The sequence below is a fragment of the Paenibacillus sp. MAH-35 genome (genome assembly GCF_058135425.1).
Map to the genome: position 1 here is coordinate 278,202 of NZ_JBYUPU010000001.1, position 14,875 is coordinate 293,076.

The 14,875-nt window shown below is 55.8% G+C and carries 16 protein-coding genes; 11 read left to right on the plus strand and 5 right to left on the minus strand.

Annotation, left to right across the window (positions count from 1 at the left end; translation table 11 throughout):
* The first annotated feature begins 113 nt into the window (after positions 1-113).
* Complete coding sequence (locus AC3Y2E_RS01105; protein WP_379206267.1) at positions 114-683, plus strand: CcdC protein domain-containing protein; 570 nt, start codon at positions 114-116, stop codon at positions 681-683.
* Positions 684-973: 290 nt separating this feature from the next.
* On the opposite strand, the gene AC3Y2E_RS01110 is transcribed toward AC3Y2E_RS01105, so the two are convergent.
* Positions 974-2,632, minus strand: coding sequence for a methyltransferase domain-containing protein (locus AC3Y2E_RS01110; RefSeq protein WP_379206269.1), 1,659 nt, complete (start codon positions 2,630-2,632; stop codon positions 974-976).
* A gap of 324 nt (positions 2,633-2,956) precedes the next feature.
* On the opposite strand from AC3Y2E_RS01110, the gene AC3Y2E_RS01115 reads away from it, so the two are divergent.
* Genes AC3Y2E_RS01115 through AC3Y2E_RS01130 form a run of 4 tightly spaced genes read left to right on the plus strand, consistent with a single transcriptional unit; the run spans position 2,957 to position 6,470 of the window.
* Positions 2,957-3,148, plus strand: coding sequence for a hypothetical protein (locus AC3Y2E_RS01115; RefSeq protein WP_379206272.1), 192 nt, complete (start codon positions 2,957-2,959; stop codon positions 3,146-3,148).
* The gene (locus AC3Y2E_RS01120; RefSeq protein WP_379206274.1) at positions 3,145-5,052 is read left to right on the plus strand and encodes a glycosyltransferase; all 1,908 of its coding nucleotides are present in this window, start codon (positions 3,145-3,147) and stop codon (positions 5,050-5,052) included. The genes AC3Y2E_RS01115 and AC3Y2E_RS01120 overlap by 4 nt, the downstream gene beginning before the upstream one ends.
* Positions 5,049-5,756 (plus strand): glycosyltransferase, encoded by a 708-nt coding sequence (locus AC3Y2E_RS01125; RefSeq protein ID WP_379206277.1) that lies wholly within the window; start codon positions 5,049-5,051, stop codon positions 5,754-5,756. Before AC3Y2E_RS01120 ends, AC3Y2E_RS01125 begins: the two co-directional genes overlap by 4 nt.
* Before the next feature lie 3 nt (positions 5,757-5,759).
* Positions 5,760-6,470, plus strand: coding sequence for a class I SAM-dependent methyltransferase (locus AC3Y2E_RS01130; RefSeq protein ID WP_379206279.1), 711 nt, complete (start codon positions 5,760-5,762; stop codon positions 6,468-6,470).
* Positions 6,471-6,562: 92 nt separating this feature from the next.
* Here AC3Y2E_RS01130 and AC3Y2E_RS01135 read toward each other — a convergent pair whose 3' ends face one another.
* On the minus strand, positions 6,563-7,276 hold the full coding sequence (locus AC3Y2E_RS01135; RefSeq protein WP_190924472.1) for a response regulator transcription factor: 714 nt from the start codon (positions 7,274-7,276) through the stop codon (positions 6,563-6,565).
* Between the two features lie 184 nt (positions 7,277-7,460).
* A complete protein-coding gene (locus tag AC3Y2E_RS01140; RefSeq protein ID WP_379206282.1) occupies positions 7,461-8,468 on the minus strand; it encodes a ketoacyl-ACP synthase III in 1,008 nt (335 codons plus the stop codon).
* A gap of 239 nt (positions 8,469-8,707) precedes the next feature.
* Here AC3Y2E_RS01140 and AC3Y2E_RS01145 point away from each other — a divergent pair, with 239 nt between their 5' ends.
* From AC3Y2E_RS01145 to AC3Y2E_RS01155, 3 genes are all read left to right on the plus strand, one after another.
* The gene (locus AC3Y2E_RS01145; RefSeq protein WP_379206284.1) at positions 8,708-9,478 is read left to right on the plus strand and encodes a peptidoglycan-binding protein; all 771 of its coding nucleotides are present in this window, start codon (positions 8,708-8,710) and stop codon (positions 9,476-9,478) included.
* 167 nt (positions 9,479-9,645) lie between these two features.
* Positions 9,646-10,374, plus strand: coding sequence for a YhcN/YlaJ family sporulation lipoprotein (locus AC3Y2E_RS01150; protein WP_379206287.1), 729 nt, complete (start codon positions 9,646-9,648; stop codon positions 10,372-10,374).
* Positions 10,375-10,622: 248 nt separating this feature from the next.
* Positions 10,623-10,847 carry a helix-turn-helix domain-containing protein gene (locus tag AC3Y2E_RS01155; protein WP_138877617.1) on the plus strand — a complete coding sequence of 75 codons (225 nt, stop codon included), beginning with the start codon at positions 10,623-10,625 and terminating at the stop codon, positions 10,845-10,847.
* A 158-nt stretch (positions 10,848-11,005) separates the two neighbouring features.
* On the opposite strand, the gene AC3Y2E_RS01160 is transcribed toward AC3Y2E_RS01155, so the two are convergent.
* Positions 11,006-12,088 (minus strand): saccharopine dehydrogenase family protein, encoded by a 1,083-nt coding sequence (locus tag AC3Y2E_RS01160; protein WP_379206289.1) that lies wholly within the window; start codon positions 12,086-12,088, stop codon positions 11,006-11,008.
* Positions 12,089-12,189: 101 nt separating this feature from the next.
* Complete coding sequence (locus AC3Y2E_RS01165; RefSeq protein WP_190924482.1) at positions 12,190-12,510, minus strand: ArsR/SmtB family transcription factor; 321 nt, start codon at positions 12,508-12,510, stop codon at positions 12,190-12,192.
* Between the two features lie 177 nt (positions 12,511-12,687).
* On the opposite strand from AC3Y2E_RS01165, the gene AC3Y2E_RS01170 reads away from it, so the two are divergent.
* The 3 genes from AC3Y2E_RS01170 to AC3Y2E_RS01180 all read left to right on the plus strand — a co-directional run bounded on the left by AC3Y2E_RS01170 (position 12,688) and on the right by AC3Y2E_RS01180 (position 14,867).
* The gene (locus AC3Y2E_RS01170) at positions 12,688-12,828 is read left to right on the plus strand and encodes a hypothetical protein (RefSeq protein WP_379206292.1); all 141 of its coding nucleotides are present in this window, start codon (positions 12,688-12,690) and stop codon (positions 12,826-12,828) included.
* 197 nt (positions 12,829-13,025) lie between these two features.
* The gene (locus AC3Y2E_RS01175) at positions 13,026-13,883 is read left to right on the plus strand and encodes a helix-turn-helix transcriptional regulator (protein WP_332073467.1); all 858 of its coding nucleotides are present in this window, start codon (positions 13,026-13,028) and stop codon (positions 13,881-13,883) included.
* Between the two features lie 54 nt (positions 13,884-13,937).
* The gene (locus AC3Y2E_RS01180; protein ID WP_379206295.1) at positions 13,938-14,867 is read left to right on the plus strand and encodes a sugar phosphate isomerase/epimerase family protein; all 930 of its coding nucleotides are present in this window, start codon (positions 13,938-13,940) and stop codon (positions 14,865-14,867) included.
* Positions 14,868-14,875 lie beyond the last annotated feature (8 nt).

A 14,875-nucleotide genomic window follows, 5' to 3' on the forward strand; every position in this document is an offset into this window, starting at 1 on the left:
GCGGAGCATTACCGGAAAGTCTCCGTCTCCGTCTCCGTCTCCGGAACGATGCGGACCCTGGACTGTTTTTGGTACACTAGGGGGCGGTAGCAGGAGGAGGCGAGGAACGTAAGATGAATACAATCGGCCAATTTGCGGTACCCCTGGTAGTTATTGCTTTCATCATGTACAGAAGAACGAAACGGAGTATCGGGTTCCAGAAGCTGTCCGTCCGCCGGATGAAAGTCCGGCTCGGCTTTTTTGCTTTTGCGGCGCTGATGCTTTTGCTGCTGGCGCTGAAACACCCTGTTATGCTGATCGGGTACGCGGCCGGCGTGATCGGCGGACTTGTCCTCGCCCGTTATGCGGAGCGTCATTTCGTGACGGAGCGGCGCCACGACGAGCTGTTTTTCCGTACGCACATCGGGATCGAGTCGACGGTGCTGGCGTTGTTTCTGGGCCGGATCGTTTACCGTTTTATTGAAGTGGCGATGATGGGGGATTTCGGTGCGGGCATACCGCAGGATCCCGTCATGATGACGAAAGATCCGATTACAGGGGGCATTGTTTTCGTCATCATTTCGTATTACTTTGCTTATTACTTGTTCGTAATCCGCAGCGCCAAAACGATAGAAAGTGAAGCTGCTAATTCGCCGGACGCGGCCGATTTTTTGCCACCCGGGGGTTCCGGATCAAGCACGTGACTGAGCCGCTTCCGCCCGGGTACGCTACAGACGGCGGGGAATGTCCCGAGTACCGCTACAGCTTTGAACAAAGACGCTTCCAAGTTCCACGCCAGCCGTGGGCCGGGAGCGTTTTTTGTCGTTGAGGAAATGTGGAGCCGGAGCAGAAAGCAGCGAGCCGCTATTCGACGAACGTCCCCACCGCTCCGAAAGTGGCTGGCGTCTTATTCCCGGCACCGTGACGAACTGGCGCCAATCCGCAGTCAGCTTGCGGAGCTGCTTGGGGGAAACGCTGTTCCGCCCGAGCCGAATTATAACGAATAGGACTGCAACGTAATCTGCTCCGGCCGGACAAGCCGATCATGGGCGTAACAGGCGACAAGTTGTTTTCCGCCCCATCTGGAATTTGGAAGGATGTTGCAATCGATAGCTTCGGCATATATCAAATGAAACGAGTCCCGGTTGATGGCGAAATCGGACTTGTCGAACCGGTAATGATGCTCCGGCTCGCCGGAATCGTCCTGAAACGGCACCATGATGATCAAATAATCGTTGGTCTTGGATAACATATGCGCAATAATCGGATGCGGGTCGTAAAAATGCTCCAGTGTGTTCGACACGAATACCACGTCGTACCGCTCGGTGAATCCCCCGATATCGCCTCTGAGAAACTCGTGCTGCGGATACAGCTGCTTCGCGCGCTTGACGGCGGCTTCGGCGAAATCGATGCCGACGAACGAGCAGCCGGGCCACGCCTCGGCAAGGAGATGGGTTCCGTCGCCGAGCGCACAACCTGCGTCGCATACGTTCAGCTTGCGGGCGGCGATATCCGTCTGGATCGAGAGCGGAATGGACCCCAGGGCGACGCGGACAAAAAAAAGCGTCTGCTCCCGTCCCCGATACGCTTCCCAGTTCTGCGCGAAACGCAGATCCCAGTACGCTTCGCTGTTCATCCCTCCGTTCGCTTTACTTGAAGCGAGAGGCTCCAGATGCTCCAGCACGGCATGAATGCGCGCCGTCCAGGAATGTTCCGCGGCATAGCTCTGCCGGGCCGCCTTGTCTGCATCGCTGCCGCCGGTCATGATCCGGTCAATCTCCGCGCTCCAGTCCGCCGGATTGTCCGAAGTAAACACATGGGGGCAGTGGACCGCTTCCAGAATAGGCGAGGCGAGTACAGGAATACCGGCGGCCAAGTATTCATACATTTTGATAGGCGAGCTGCTGTGGGTCATTTTGCGGACTTGAAACGGGATCATCGCCGCATCGAAATGTCCGGCATAAGCCGGGAGCGACTCGTACGGTTTACGACCGAGAAAGTAAACGTTCGGGAAGCCGGCGAGGCGCGAGGCCGCCTTCGTATAGTCCGGTCCGATCAGCACGAAGGAGCAGTCCGGCCGCAGTCCGGCAAGCGCGGTAATAAAGTCCGTGTCGATCCAGGTGGAGATCGAACCGTAGAACCCGATTACGGGTCTTGGAATCGCGGCCAGATCGCCCGGAACGGCCAACGTCCCGGCATTGTGGAAAAAATCGTAGTCGGCTGCATTAGGCAGGAGAACGACCGTTTTGCCCGGATATTGTCCGGTGACCAGATCGTACAGCCTCTGGCTGACGACCGTAACCAGGTCGGCCGCTTGAATCGCCGCATTCAGATCGTCGTTGTGCCAGACCGCAAATTCTTCAACGGCTTCGTCGATATAATCGAATACGACCAAGTCCGCCTGCCACTGTTCTTTCAGCCTGAAATGGGGAGGATGAGTCACCCACAGCACCGTGGGACCGTCCATCCGTAACGGAACGCTGTTCACGCCGCACAGCTCCACGCCGCCCCGGTTATCGGTTCGGTCATTTCTCCCGTACTCAACAAATACGGCGCGGTGGCCCAGCTTGGCGAAAGCGTTCAACAGCTGCTGAGGCCTCTGGTAGACGGCGCTCCCTTCCCATTCGATCGTAGGGGGATAAATGATATTCAATGGACGACACACCTTCTTTAATGTTGGTAATCGCTACTTTCATACGTATGTTTTGTCGCCGGGGCTTAGAACAGAAGGGCTGCGGTTCGAAAGCGGACAACAGGGGCATAAGAAGTCCGGCCCGCATATATGAACCGGCACAAGATCGGAACTTCTACGGTGAGTTTGACCACGAGGTTGGAGATCGGCCGATCCGGTTCAACATACTGAATGCACGCTGTGCCGGGTGCAAGAACTATCGCTGTCCAGACTGCTAAGGAACACGATCCGGTTGACGGCAGAGAGCTTGCATCCGCTTGGCGGGCAAAGGACATTCGACGATTTATGGCAACTATTTTTGCGGTGCTGCATACGATGATTAAGCTGATCGAGTGCTTCCAACGGTTTCTATGTGACCGTCTCGCCTCGATCGCGGAGCTTGAACATGTACAGCCGGATATGGCGGATGGCCGCGACGACCGGCGCGCGGCACAACCGGTTTCGCCAGCACAAGCCACGAGGAAGGGGATCGAATGAGCAGACGAATACTTGCGGCTAGCCCCGTCCATCAAAAGTCCGCTATTTTGAAGCTGTTCCTGGAAAGTCTGGCCGGACTGGACCGGGACGGGCTGGAAGTGGACTATTTGTTTTTCGACGATAACGAGGAAGAAGCGTCGCGCCGGCTGCTCGAGGAGTTTGCGGAGCGGCAGGACGGCGTGACGATCGTCAAGGAGCAGCAGGTGCACGCGTATATCAAGGACGAGTCGACCCATTACTGGAACGATACGCTCGTCGATAAGGTGGCGTCGATGAAAGACCGGATCATCGAGCACGCGCTGGAGCGCGATTATGACGCTTTGTTTCTGATCGATTCCGATCTGCTCGTCCATCCCGATACGCTGCTGCGTCTGGACGGGACGGGAAAAAGCATCGTCTCGAACATCTTCTGGACCCGCTGGCAGCCGAATACGAGCGAGCTGCCCCAAGTGTGGATGATGGACGAATATTCCTTTGTCCGCCAATCGCGCCGGAAGGCGCTGACCGACGAGGAGGCGAACCGGAAGGCGGCACAGTTTCTCGAGCTGATGCGTATTCCGGGCGTTTATGAGGTTGGAGGGCTGGGCGCCTGTACGCTCATCCGAAAAGAGGCGCTGGAGAAAGGCGTCCGGTTCCGCCGGCTGCCCAATGTCTCGTTTTGGGGAGAGGACCGGCATTTCTGCATTCGTGCCGCGGCGCTGGGCATCGGACTGTATGTCGATACCCGCAAGCCCGCTTATCATATATATCGGGACTCCGACATCGAGGGGGCGATCCGCTTCAAACGGTCGATCGAAAAAGGCGATACTCCCGGGATCGGGATCAGTTTGTGCATGATCGTCAAAAATGAAGAACGTTCGTTGGAACGATGCCTCCAGTCAGTTCAAGGGATTGCCGACGAGATTGTAGTCGTCGATACCGGCTCGACGGACAGGACGAAAGAAATCGCCCTGCAGTTCCAGGCCAAAGTCTATGACTTCGCTTGGATCGATGATTTCTCGGCTGCGCGCAATTATGCGTTCGGCCAGGCGACCGAGCCTTATATTCTGTGGCTGGATGCTGACGACGTGCTGGAACAGCCGGACCGGGAGAAATTCATCGCGCTCAAGCGGGAGCTGGACCCGAAAGTGGATAGTGTCATGATGGACTATCATCTGATGTTCGACAGCGCCGGAAAACCTACGGTCAGCCTGAAGCGGAATCGGCTGGTCAAGCGGTCATGCGGCTTTCGCTGGATCGGAGTCGTGCACGAGTATTTGGAAGTGGCGGGCCATGTGATCCACAGCGACATCGCGGTGACTCACCGGAAAGACAAGACGTATACCGACCGCAACTTGCGCATCTACCGCAGGAAGGCGGAGCAGGGCGAGACGTTCAGTCCCCGGGATCAATATTATTACGCCAATGAGCTTAAGGATCACAGCTATGTGGAGGAAGCGGTCGTCCAGTACGATATCTTCCTGAAGACGAAACAGGGATGGGTCGAGGATCAAATCGCTGCCTGTCTCAAGCTGGCGGACTGCTACGGCCGGATGTACGAACGGGATAATCAGCTGCAGGCGTTGTTCCGCTCGATGGAATACGACCGGCCGCGTGCGGAATGCTGCTGCCGTCTGGGCGCGTTGTTTATGGCGGAGAACCGGCTCCAGCAGGCGATATATTGGTATGAAACGGCGGCATCGCTCGGAGAACCTCCGCGCTCCGGAGCTTTGATCGATCATGCCGCCTGGACCTGGCTGCCGCTGCTGCAGCTGTGCGTGCTGTACGACAAGCTGGGTCAAACCGACAAAGCGTATGCGTGCAACGAGAGGGCGCTTCGTTTCCGCCCCGACCATCCGAGCATGCTGTACAACAAAAAGTATTTTCAGGAGAAGCTGGCCAAGCAAGAGGAGGGACGCCCGTGAGGAGCGAAGGCGGGAAAATAACGCTGTCCATGATCGTCCGCAACGAAGCCGACCGCTACTTGCGCCGCGCCCTTGAAAGCCACCTGGACTATATCGACGAAGCGGTTATTATCGATGACGGAAGTACGGACGATACGGTGGACGTATGCCGGGAGGTGCTGTCCGGAATCCCGCTGCATCTGGTGAGCAACGAGCGGTCTTCGTTCCATCATGAAGTGACGCTGCGCAAGCAGCAATGGGCCGAGACAGCCGGCCGCAATCCGGACTGGATCTTGAATATGGATGCCGACGAATGGTTCGAACCGGGCAGCAAGGCGGCGATCGAGCAGATCGTCGCCCAGCGGAGCTATGATGCGGTTTATTTTCGATTATATGATATGTGGAGCGAGACGCATTACCGGGAAGACGCATACTGGCGGGCCCATCTCGTGTACCGTCCGTTTCTCGTGCGCTACAAGGCGGATCTTCCCTACGCGTGGAAAGAGACGCCTCAGCACTGCGGCCGCTTTCCCTTGACGATCAGCCAATTTTCGTACTGGTGCCATCCGCTGAGAGTGAAGCATATGGGTTGGGCCCGGGAGGAAGACCGGCGCGCCAAATACGACCGGTATATGCGGCTTGACAGTGAAGGGCGTTACGGCTGGAAGGAACAATACGAGTCGATACTCGATCCGGCGCCGAATACGATAGCTTGGGAGGGGTAGGACGTGCTCGTCCGCGATATTGAGAAAGCGTTGCTGCATTCCGAGCAGCAAGGGTATGGCTTCGGCCCTATGAGTCTCAGCAAAGGGGCGCTCGTTCATTTGACCCGGAGGATGGAAAACGGAGAGGGCGGAGAGCCGCTGCACGTACTGGAGCTGGGCGGGGGACAGTCGACGTTGTTTTGGCGGTCGCTGCTGGCGCTTGAGCTGTTGGCTGTGAAGGTCACGACGCTTGAGCATCAGCCTACATGGGCCGGGGAACTGCAGACGCGGGTGGAGGGCCAGCCGATCCGGGTGGTCAGACAACCTTTGAAGCAGATCGGCGACGAAGACTGGGAGCGGCTGTTTGCCGATCCGGATCAGGCGGCCGGATTGTGGGAGCACATCGGCGAAGAGGTGCCGGAGTCCCAGTACGGGCATTATACGATTCGCAATACGTTTTACGGGGATCTTGCTTCTATGATGCCGGCGCCGCAGTCGATCGATGCGATGATCGTAGACGGGCCGCACGGCAACGGAAGATCGCTTGCCTACCCGCTGTTCGCTCCCTCGTTGAAGACGGGCGCGCTGGTCCTTATCGACGATTTTGACCATTATCCGTTTCTGGCCGACCTGGGACGAATATTCCGCTACGAGGAGCTGTACCGGGAAATTATCGGCGACAAGCATTGGGTGCTTGCCCGGGTCGCAGGAAGAAAGACAGCTCCCGGCGTATAAGCCGGTCTTGTCCGCTGCGCGAAGGGCTCAGGCGACGGTTGGTACCGGATCGAGCATGGCCCTTCGGCGCTTATTCCCGGGTATGCGGTTCGTTAATTTCCCGGACCGGCCAGAGAACCGTTGAACTTGTAGCCGCCTCCGCGGACGGTTACGATGTAAGTAGGATGAGCCGGGTCCGGCTCTATTTTTTTGCGGACATTGCTTATATGTACCATGACGGTGCGGGGATCTCCGATCGAGGGAGACTCCCATACCTGAGTGAACAGCTGATCCAGACTGTAGACGCGGTCCGGATTTTTGGCGAGCAGCAGCAGCAGCTGGTACTCCTTGGCCGAGAGCGTCACGACTTCGCCCGAGAGACGCACCGTAAAGCTTTTCGGATCGATCGTCAGCTCCCCGAACGTCAGCGTATGCTCAGGCGTTACCGGTTCAGACTGCATCCGGCTTCTCCGCAAGTGCGCTTTCACCCGCGCCACCATCTCACCCGGACTAAAAGGCTTTGTAATATAATCGTCCCCCCCGACGCCGAGGCCTAAAATCTTGTCCAAATCTTCGCTTTTGCAGCTTAAAAACAATATCGGTGCTTTCGTCATTTTACGGAGCTCCAGACATACCTCGAATCCGTCGAGATCCGGCAGCTGGATGTCGAGAATAATCAGGTCAGGCTTGGATTTGTCGACCATCTCGATAGCGCCGTAGCCGTCAAGCGCAGTTAAGGTCTGGTACCCTTCACGGGCCAAATAAAGGCAGATCAGTTCGATTATCTCGACTTCATCGTCCACAATCAGTATTTTTTCTCGTCGCATGGATTCCTCCCTGAGCCTGGCGTAGGACGACTTACCGTCATGTCATATACAGGCATAGGAAGCTTCCGTCAGGAAGCCTCCGCTCCCTAATGAATAGGACAATAGTCTTATTATACCTTTTTCCTGGTATAAATCCAGATGATACGGGTATCCGCTGCGGTTAACTGGAACTTGCAGCCGATCCTCACACGGTCCAGCGGATCAGCAATCCGGCGTAAGTGAGTCCTCCACCGAAGCCGAACAACAGCATCGTATCGCCCCGGTTCAACCGGCCCGCCGCTGCGGCGTCGGATAGGGCGAGCGGGATGGAGGCGGCCGACGTATTGCCGTAACGGATCATGCTGACGAGTGTCCGGTCTGCGGGGAAGCCGCTTTTCTCGCAGATCGACTCGATCATCCGCATGTTGGCGCTATGAGGGATAAACCAGTCGACGTCGCTCATGGACAATCCGGCATGGTTCAGCAAAGCGTTCATTCCTTGCGGAACGGTCTGAACCGCCCATTTGTAGACCATGCCGCCGTTTTGGACGAGCTTCTTCGAATCGCGCAGAGGCTGGCCGTTGAGCGTATCGCTTAGACCCGTCCGGTAAATATGAACGCCGCCGCTTCCGTCGGAGCCGACGTGAGATGCAATAAAGCCGGACGCTTGCCCAGTCCGTTCGACGAGAGCCGCTCCGGCTCCGTCGCCGAACAAGATGCAGCTGGTCCGGTCCGTATAATCCGTAATGCGGGACATCGTGTCCGCGCCGAGAACCAATACTTTGCGATGAAGTCCGGCTGCGATCAGTCCGTTTGCAAGATGAAGGGCGTACGTAAACCCGGCGCAGGTGGCGTTCAGATCGACCGCTCCCGCCGCCTGAATGCCGAACCGCTCTTGGATTTGACAAGCGACCGACGGAAACGGGAAGTCCGGCGTATGCGTGGCGACGAGAATGAGATCGGCGTCATGAACGGTGACGGGATAACGGGACAGCATGTTTTCTACAGCGGCGAAGATCAGGTGGCTTGTGAATTGATCCGGGGCGCAGATGCGTCTTTCCCGGATGCCGGTTCTGGAAACGATCCATTCGTCGTTCGTCTCAACGATACGGGCGAGATCGTCATTGGTCAATATGCGGTCCGGCACGTAGCCGCCGATTGCCGTGATCGCCGCATGTGCAGGGAGCGCCGATTGACTGGCCGAATAGCTCATGGTATCCGCCTTCTTTTCATTTGGAATGTGAAATGTGATATGTTATCAGGTATTAGAACCTGGTACTAAATTAAATGTATCAAAGCATTTTGGAATCGTCAACCGGTATCGGTCCCTATTCAAGTAAAACGTTCAGGACGAAAAAACGGGAAATCCCCCAAATGACCGAAAGCAAAGCGAATAGCGCTCCTGCCGATTTGGCATATTAGGGGTAATGAGCCGAAATGGAGGAATGCAACGTGAACAAGGCGATTCATCGCCGCTATAAACAAACGTTCGTCGTTTTCGTAACGCTGGTCGTGTGCTTATTCGGGACCGCTTCAAACGTCGGCGCTTTCGGCAAAGGCGCCAAAGGACCGGATGTATATGCCGTTCAGGGGATGCTGAAATCGCTCGGTTATTTTACAGGGATGATTACCGGGTACTACGGTTCCGAGACGGAAGCGGGGGTCAAACGGTTTCAGCAGCGATACGGACTTCCGGTTACCGGAGCGGTTGACGACAAGACGCTGGAATCGATCCTGTACGCCTATGCCAACGCGAAAATAGTTAAGCGCCCCCCGCCGTCGAAACAGCCGACACCGGCGCCAGCACCAGCGCCTTCTCCAAAGCCGCCTGAAAGCGGGGTCCGTGCGGAAGAGTCACAGATGATCGACCATGTCAATGCCGCACGCAAGGCCGCCGGGCTGCAGCCGTTTGCGGCCGATTCGAAGCTGTCTGAAGTCGCGCGGCTCAAGAGCAAGGATATGATCGACCACGACTACTTTTCGCACCAGTCGCCGACCTACGGCTCTCCGTTCGAAATGATGCAGAAGTTCCATATTACTTACTCGACGGCCGGCGAGAATATCGCCTGCAATCAGTCGGTGGAGGCGGCGCACGAGGCGTTGATGAATTCCCCGGGACACCGGGAAAATTTGATGAACGCCAGCTTCACCCGGATCGGCATCGGCATCGTGGACGGTGGACCTTGCGGGAAAATGTTTACGCAACTGTTTATCGGGAAGTAAAGCTGGAGCGGAAATTCCGCTCCTTTTTCAGCTTCCGCTGCTGCGCATCCGGCCTGCGCGGCGCTGCCAGCCTTTCACTAGGGAAATCGGGCATGCGAAATCAGCCGCCGGAGTATCCTAATGTTGTTCGGCCATACCCTACAACTGACAACAAGGAGCTGAAACGATTGGCGACCAAAACGATCAAGCTTGCGGTTCTCGCTTCCATTGTAGCTGTTGCGGCGACCGGCTGCGGTGCCCGGTATGAAGGTTCCGGTACGAATGACGGCATGAAAACAAGCAATTATCGTCCTTTTCAGTACGGCACGGGGAATACGAAGGATATGAGGCTCGGCTTCGACCGCTATCAGACGGCCGATCCGAATCTGATCCGGGATAATGACAGCATGCGCGACGGCTTAAACCGCGACAACGGCATTACGGGATACGATCAGGATGGCGTCAACGACTGGAGAGACTACAAGGATCAGCGCGGAATGGCGGGGGGAGCTTCCCCGGGCGCTGGCGCTCCGGCAGACGGCCTGCATCGTAACACGAAGATGGAAGCCGCTCAAGATATCGCGAATCAGCTTACGGCGATCGAGCCGGTCCAGAACTGCAACGTTTTGCTGACGGACAACAATGCTTACGTGGCGGTTTCCACCAAAAACGGCGAAGATCTGGAAGGATCTCAGGAAGTGAAAAACCGGATCGCCGAACAAGTCAAAGCGATGCGTCCGAACGTTCAGAACGTTCACGTCTCCGCAAACCCGGATTTTGTAAGCCGGATCAACGGTTACACGCAGGACATGCAGGCCGGCAAGCCGGTATCGGGGATGATGGAGGAATTCAATACGATGGTACAGCGTATGTTCCCGACGAATGTTCCTGCACCGGCACCTGCCGCAACGCCTTAACACAAGAAGCTGAATCCAGCCCCCGAAGCGACGGGGGCTGCTTGATATACCTGGCATACTTGGCATAGATGCATACCCGGCATACTTGACATACATACACGATTGACCCCTTGCGGTTTACGCAGAGGAACCGCGCCCATTTTATTTCCCCGCCGCACCAACGAGATGCCTTGCTCATATTATACCTTTGACTGTATCCCTACACCTTGTAACTATATACAAAACCCAAGCAAGGAGGGGTGGCGATATTGAAGGGTAACGACCACAAAAACAAATTTCTACTGACCAACCGCGAACGCGAAGTCTTTGAGCTTTTGGTCCAAGACAAAACGACGAAAGACATCGCTGGGCAACTGTTCATCAGTGAAAAGACCGTCAGAAATCATATTTCTAACGTGATGCAGAAATTAAACGTAAAAGGTCGGTCGCAGGCGGTTGTCGAGTTGATTAAGCTTGGGGAATTAAAGATTTGATGCATGCCGGATTTTCGGCAAAAGACCGACCTTCCTTCCACTTGCCGCATGTTATGCGAGTGGGGGGAAGTTTTTTTATTTGGTTGCTTGCATAACAAAACTGCCAGATCGGAAACAAGAAAGCCCGATTCCATGACGAACCGGGCGCTCGGCTGAGCTCACTCCCAGGAAATTTTTACTCCATGCTCCTCATAAAAACCGGTTATCGCCGCATGGTCCATCCGCTCGTCAGGGAGGTCCTCCGGATAATAAATGCCGGGCGCAAGCGGCTGCTCCTTGGGGAGGCGCAATAGCTTCTCCGCCTGTACGGCAGCGCCCAAGGCGGTGAGATGGGTTTGGCCAAGCGGATCAGTGATGGAGACATTCCGCTCCGCCCGGTTCCCCTCCGCATCCAAGCCCTTCAGAACAATCCGGATATGATGGGCGCTGCCGGTACCCGGATTGTAGAGGATGCCTCGTCTGAGCCCGCGGAATCGCTCTCCGCTGATCATCTTCCATATTCCGCTCTTGATCAGCATGACGATGGACTGGGTAGCCGCTTTGCTGTCGAAAGCGATCCGGAAGCTGGCCGAGGCGATCGCCTCCGTCCGGATCAGAGTCTCGTGGTCGGGGGTATCGAGCCGGTAGCAGCGGGTTGCGTATCCGTTTGGAAATTGCACGCGGACGGGATCGGACATCGGATAGACGAGGCGTTTCCCTGCCGGTTCCATCACGGGAAAAGGAATCGTCATTCGATCCATATATGCTGTAGAATCGGGGCCGGCCTTGTCTTTCAGCGAGTATAACGCGTAGAGGTCGGCCTCAACCTGGTGAAACGGCTGCGAATGGAGCTTCGCGAACAAGGCCGCGGTCCCGGCCATCCATCCCGAAGCCATTACGACAGGTGCGCGAAGCTCCATCGAGTTCAGCTTATCGACCGATTGGCGGAACAAAGAGGTCCAGCGGGTAATGTCGATGAGCGGGATGCTTCTCCGGACGGCAGACAGAAGCAGCCGGTCCTGCAAGTCGTTGACGGCGTTGACGATCAGCGCCGGCTTGTTGTCGATACACATCAGCGGGTCTTCGGAATTGTTGTCCACGACGGCGGTATGAATCTTGCCGTTGCCGAACGGCGCCGCTTTTCCGGGTGTTCTGCCGCCCAATACAATCGTCAGATCGGGATAGCGGGCGTGCAGAATTTCGCCGATTTGCCTGCCGACGACGCCATGTCCGCCTACGATAAGAACGCTTTGTTTGTCCATGTCCATTAACCTCCAATAGTAAGTTTAAGTGTTTAATTATTTCGACATAATAGGGTTGAAAATAGGAATGTCGCTGTACCAGCTTAACCCGGAAAAGGGCGCTAGCACCGGCATTCCTCTTCCACAAAAACGACGAGCTGCTTCATCAGCGAGATCGCATCGTCGAACGCCAGCCTGTAGTACATCTCCGTTCCTTTTTTCTGGACGGCGAGCAGGCCGGTTTGACGCAAAATTTTCAGATGATGGGAGACGGTCGGCCGCGACATCGGAATATGCTCGGCGATCTGGGTCACATTCATCTGCTCCTTGTCGATTAACAGGGCTACGATCTGCTGGCGGACCGGATCTCCCAAGCCGATAAAATAAGGGCCTAACTGCTCGAAGATGTGAATCGCCTTCTGATTGCCGGCAACTTCGCTCATCGTTTCAACTCCGTTACTATGTTTAAATGTTTAAACGAATTATATGCGATCCGGTTCCAAAATTCAAGCTGCAATTGTTCGGAACTTCTTATGGCGGCGCTTCACATCCGAGAACCCTCCATATATCCCGAAACTTTCCAAGCGGAAGGGACGTCAAATGAGTAGAGTATTCACCATGTGTATGCAACAGATGCGGAAAGCGGGCAAAGCCGCATCCTGTTCCGGGATGTTCCGCAGAGGTCATGGCTAAGGGGCGTTTCGTCGGACGGTCAATGGCTGTATCTGGTAACGGCGGATACGTTCGTACCGCGCCGGTAGTCTCTAGTCCCGGTCACACTTACGTGCGCGCGACTGCCGTAACGGTTTAGGCTTCCGGCTGCTGTTCGTTTTTGCTTCCGCTCCTTCCGGGGCGGAGGCTTTTTAGCTTTATGGCGCGCTCCCCGCGTGATACACTGGTGTCAACCCAAGAACTATAGCGATCCGTAACGGTTCGGTTATGCAAGGAGGACAGCACGGTGAGCGCCGTTTTATTCAAGCCGTTAGACGTATTCTACAGCGAAGCCGGGGGAAACATGGCGTTTCACTCGCATGCGCATTTCGAGCTTTATTATTTTCATGGGGGCAAGACCACCTATTTGATCGGGGATAAAATATTCGTGCTGTCGCCGGGCGATCTGATTCTGATGCACGGGATGACGCTGCATTGCCCGAAAGTCGATCTGAGCGTCCCCTACCAGAGGACGATCGTTCATTTCGACCCGGTGTTTATGAAATCGTTTGCGGACGTGGCGTTTTCCGTTAACGTGCTGCAGCCGTTCCACGAGCTGAGAAACCATCGCATTCATCTGTCGGGGGACGTGCGGGAGGAAGTGGAGTCGAAGCTGAGACGGATGCTGGCGCTGCAAGCCGAAGGAGGGAAGACGTCGAAAGACCGGCAACTGCTCGTATTTGCCGATCTCCTGCTCCAGGTGTACGAGCTGTGCGAGCAATCGGCCGATTCGCCGAACGCGTTCCCGTCGGATAAAGAGCGTCATGTGCAAAGCATCGTCGGGTATTTGGAGGAGCATTACCAGGAAGATTTGCATCTCGAAGATTTGGAGGAGCACCTTCATTTAAATAAATATTATTTGTCGAAGCTGTTCAAGGAAGTGACGGGAGCGACGATATTCGATTATTTGTACCACCGCAGAATCAACCAGGCGAAAATTCATTTTCTGCTCAGTCGCGAAATGTCCGTTACCGACGTGTGCTACAAGGTCGGCTTCAAGCATCCGTCCCACTTTACCCGCATCTTCAAAAGCCGGGTAGGCTGTACGCCCGATCAATACCGCAGGGAGACGAGAGGCGGTATCACACCAATGACAGTCAAATGACCCGAGCCGATTCGGCAACGAGAAAGAAGTGCCGGAAACTCCGGATATGTTAGCATGGAGGAAACGAATGCCGCGCTTCCGATCAAACCGAAGCTGTCGATCCGGAGCTGCACGGCCGAAGGAGTGTCTAACTTGAAATTTGCGGTATTTACGGTCATGATGCCGGAGTATACGGTAGAGAATACGGTGTCCGCCTTGAGCCGGCACGGCTACGACGGTGTCGAATGGCGGGTGGCGCCGATCGATCCGGGCAAGCTTCAGGAGAAGCCTTCGTTCTGGGGCAACAATCACAGCACGATTCATGTGGATTCGTCCGAGCAAGAGCTGCTTGCCGTCAAACGTCTCATGGACGATGCGGGGCTGGCTTGCGTCAATCTCGGCTGTTATTTGAAGGTGGGGGATCTGGCCGCCGTCGAGCGGGACATGCGTACCGCCAAGCTGCTTGGCGCGCCTTCGATCCGGGTGGCCGTACCGGGCTATAACCGGACGAGAGCGTACGACGACTTGTTCAAGGAAGGCCGGGCCTATCTGGAGGGCGTTCAGGAGCTGGCCGGTCAGTACGGCGTTCAAGGCTTGATCGAGATGCATATGAACTTTATCGCTCCGAGCGCAGGGCTGGCCAGAAGGCTTGTGGAAGGACTCGATCCGGCGAGAATCGGCGTCATCTATGATCCCGGCAATATGGTTTACGAAGGGTACGAGCAGTACCGGATGGGGCTGGAGCTGCTGGACGAATATTTGGCCCATGTTCATATCAAAAACGCATGGCCGGAGCGAAACCCGGACCGCAAAACCGAAAACGATCCGTTGTGGAGAACGGTGTCCGCCCCGATTCATGAAGGCTGCGCCAATTGGCGCCAGGTGATCGGCGATCTGAAAAGCGTCGGATACGACGGCTGGGTCAGCTTCGAAGATTTCAGCCAATCGGCTCCGACCGAGCAATTGCTGGCCGACAATATCGCTTATATCAAATCGTTGCTGTGAGGAGCGAA

Bases quoted from the DNA above. Each gene is read 5' to 3' on its own strand.
- AC3Y2E_RS01165 (WP_190924482.1), bottom strand. From the start codon at position 12,510: ATGAGCGAAGTTGCCGGCAATCAGAAGGCGATTCACATCTTCGAGCAG.
- AC3Y2E_RS01135 (WP_190924472.1), bottom strand. From the start codon at position 7,276: ATGCGACGAGAAAAAATACTGATTGTGGACGATGAAGTCGAGATAATC.
- AC3Y2E_RS01160 (WP_379206289.1), bottom strand. From the start codon at position 12,088: ATGGACAAACAAAGCGTTCTTATCGTAGGCGGACATGGCGTCGTCGGC.
- AC3Y2E_RS01105 (WP_379206267.1), top strand. From the start codon at position 114: ATGAATACAATCGGCCAATTTGCGGTACCCCTGGTAGTTATTGCTTTC.
- AC3Y2E_RS01180 (WP_379206295.1), top strand. From the start codon at position 13,938: ATGGAGGAAACGAATGCCGCGCTTCCGATCAAACCGAAGCTGTCGATC.
- AC3Y2E_RS01120 (WP_379206274.1), top strand. From the start codon at position 3,145: ATGAGCAGACGAATACTTGCGGCTAGCCCCGTCCATCAAAAGTCCGCT.
- AC3Y2E_RS01140 (WP_379206282.1), bottom strand. From the start codon at position 8,468: ATGAGCTATTCGGCCAGTCAATCGGCGCTCCCTGCACATGCGGCGATC.
- AC3Y2E_RS01115 (WP_379206272.1), top strand. From the start codon at position 2,957: ATGGCAACTATTTTTGCGGTGCTGCATACGATGATTAAGCTGATCGAG.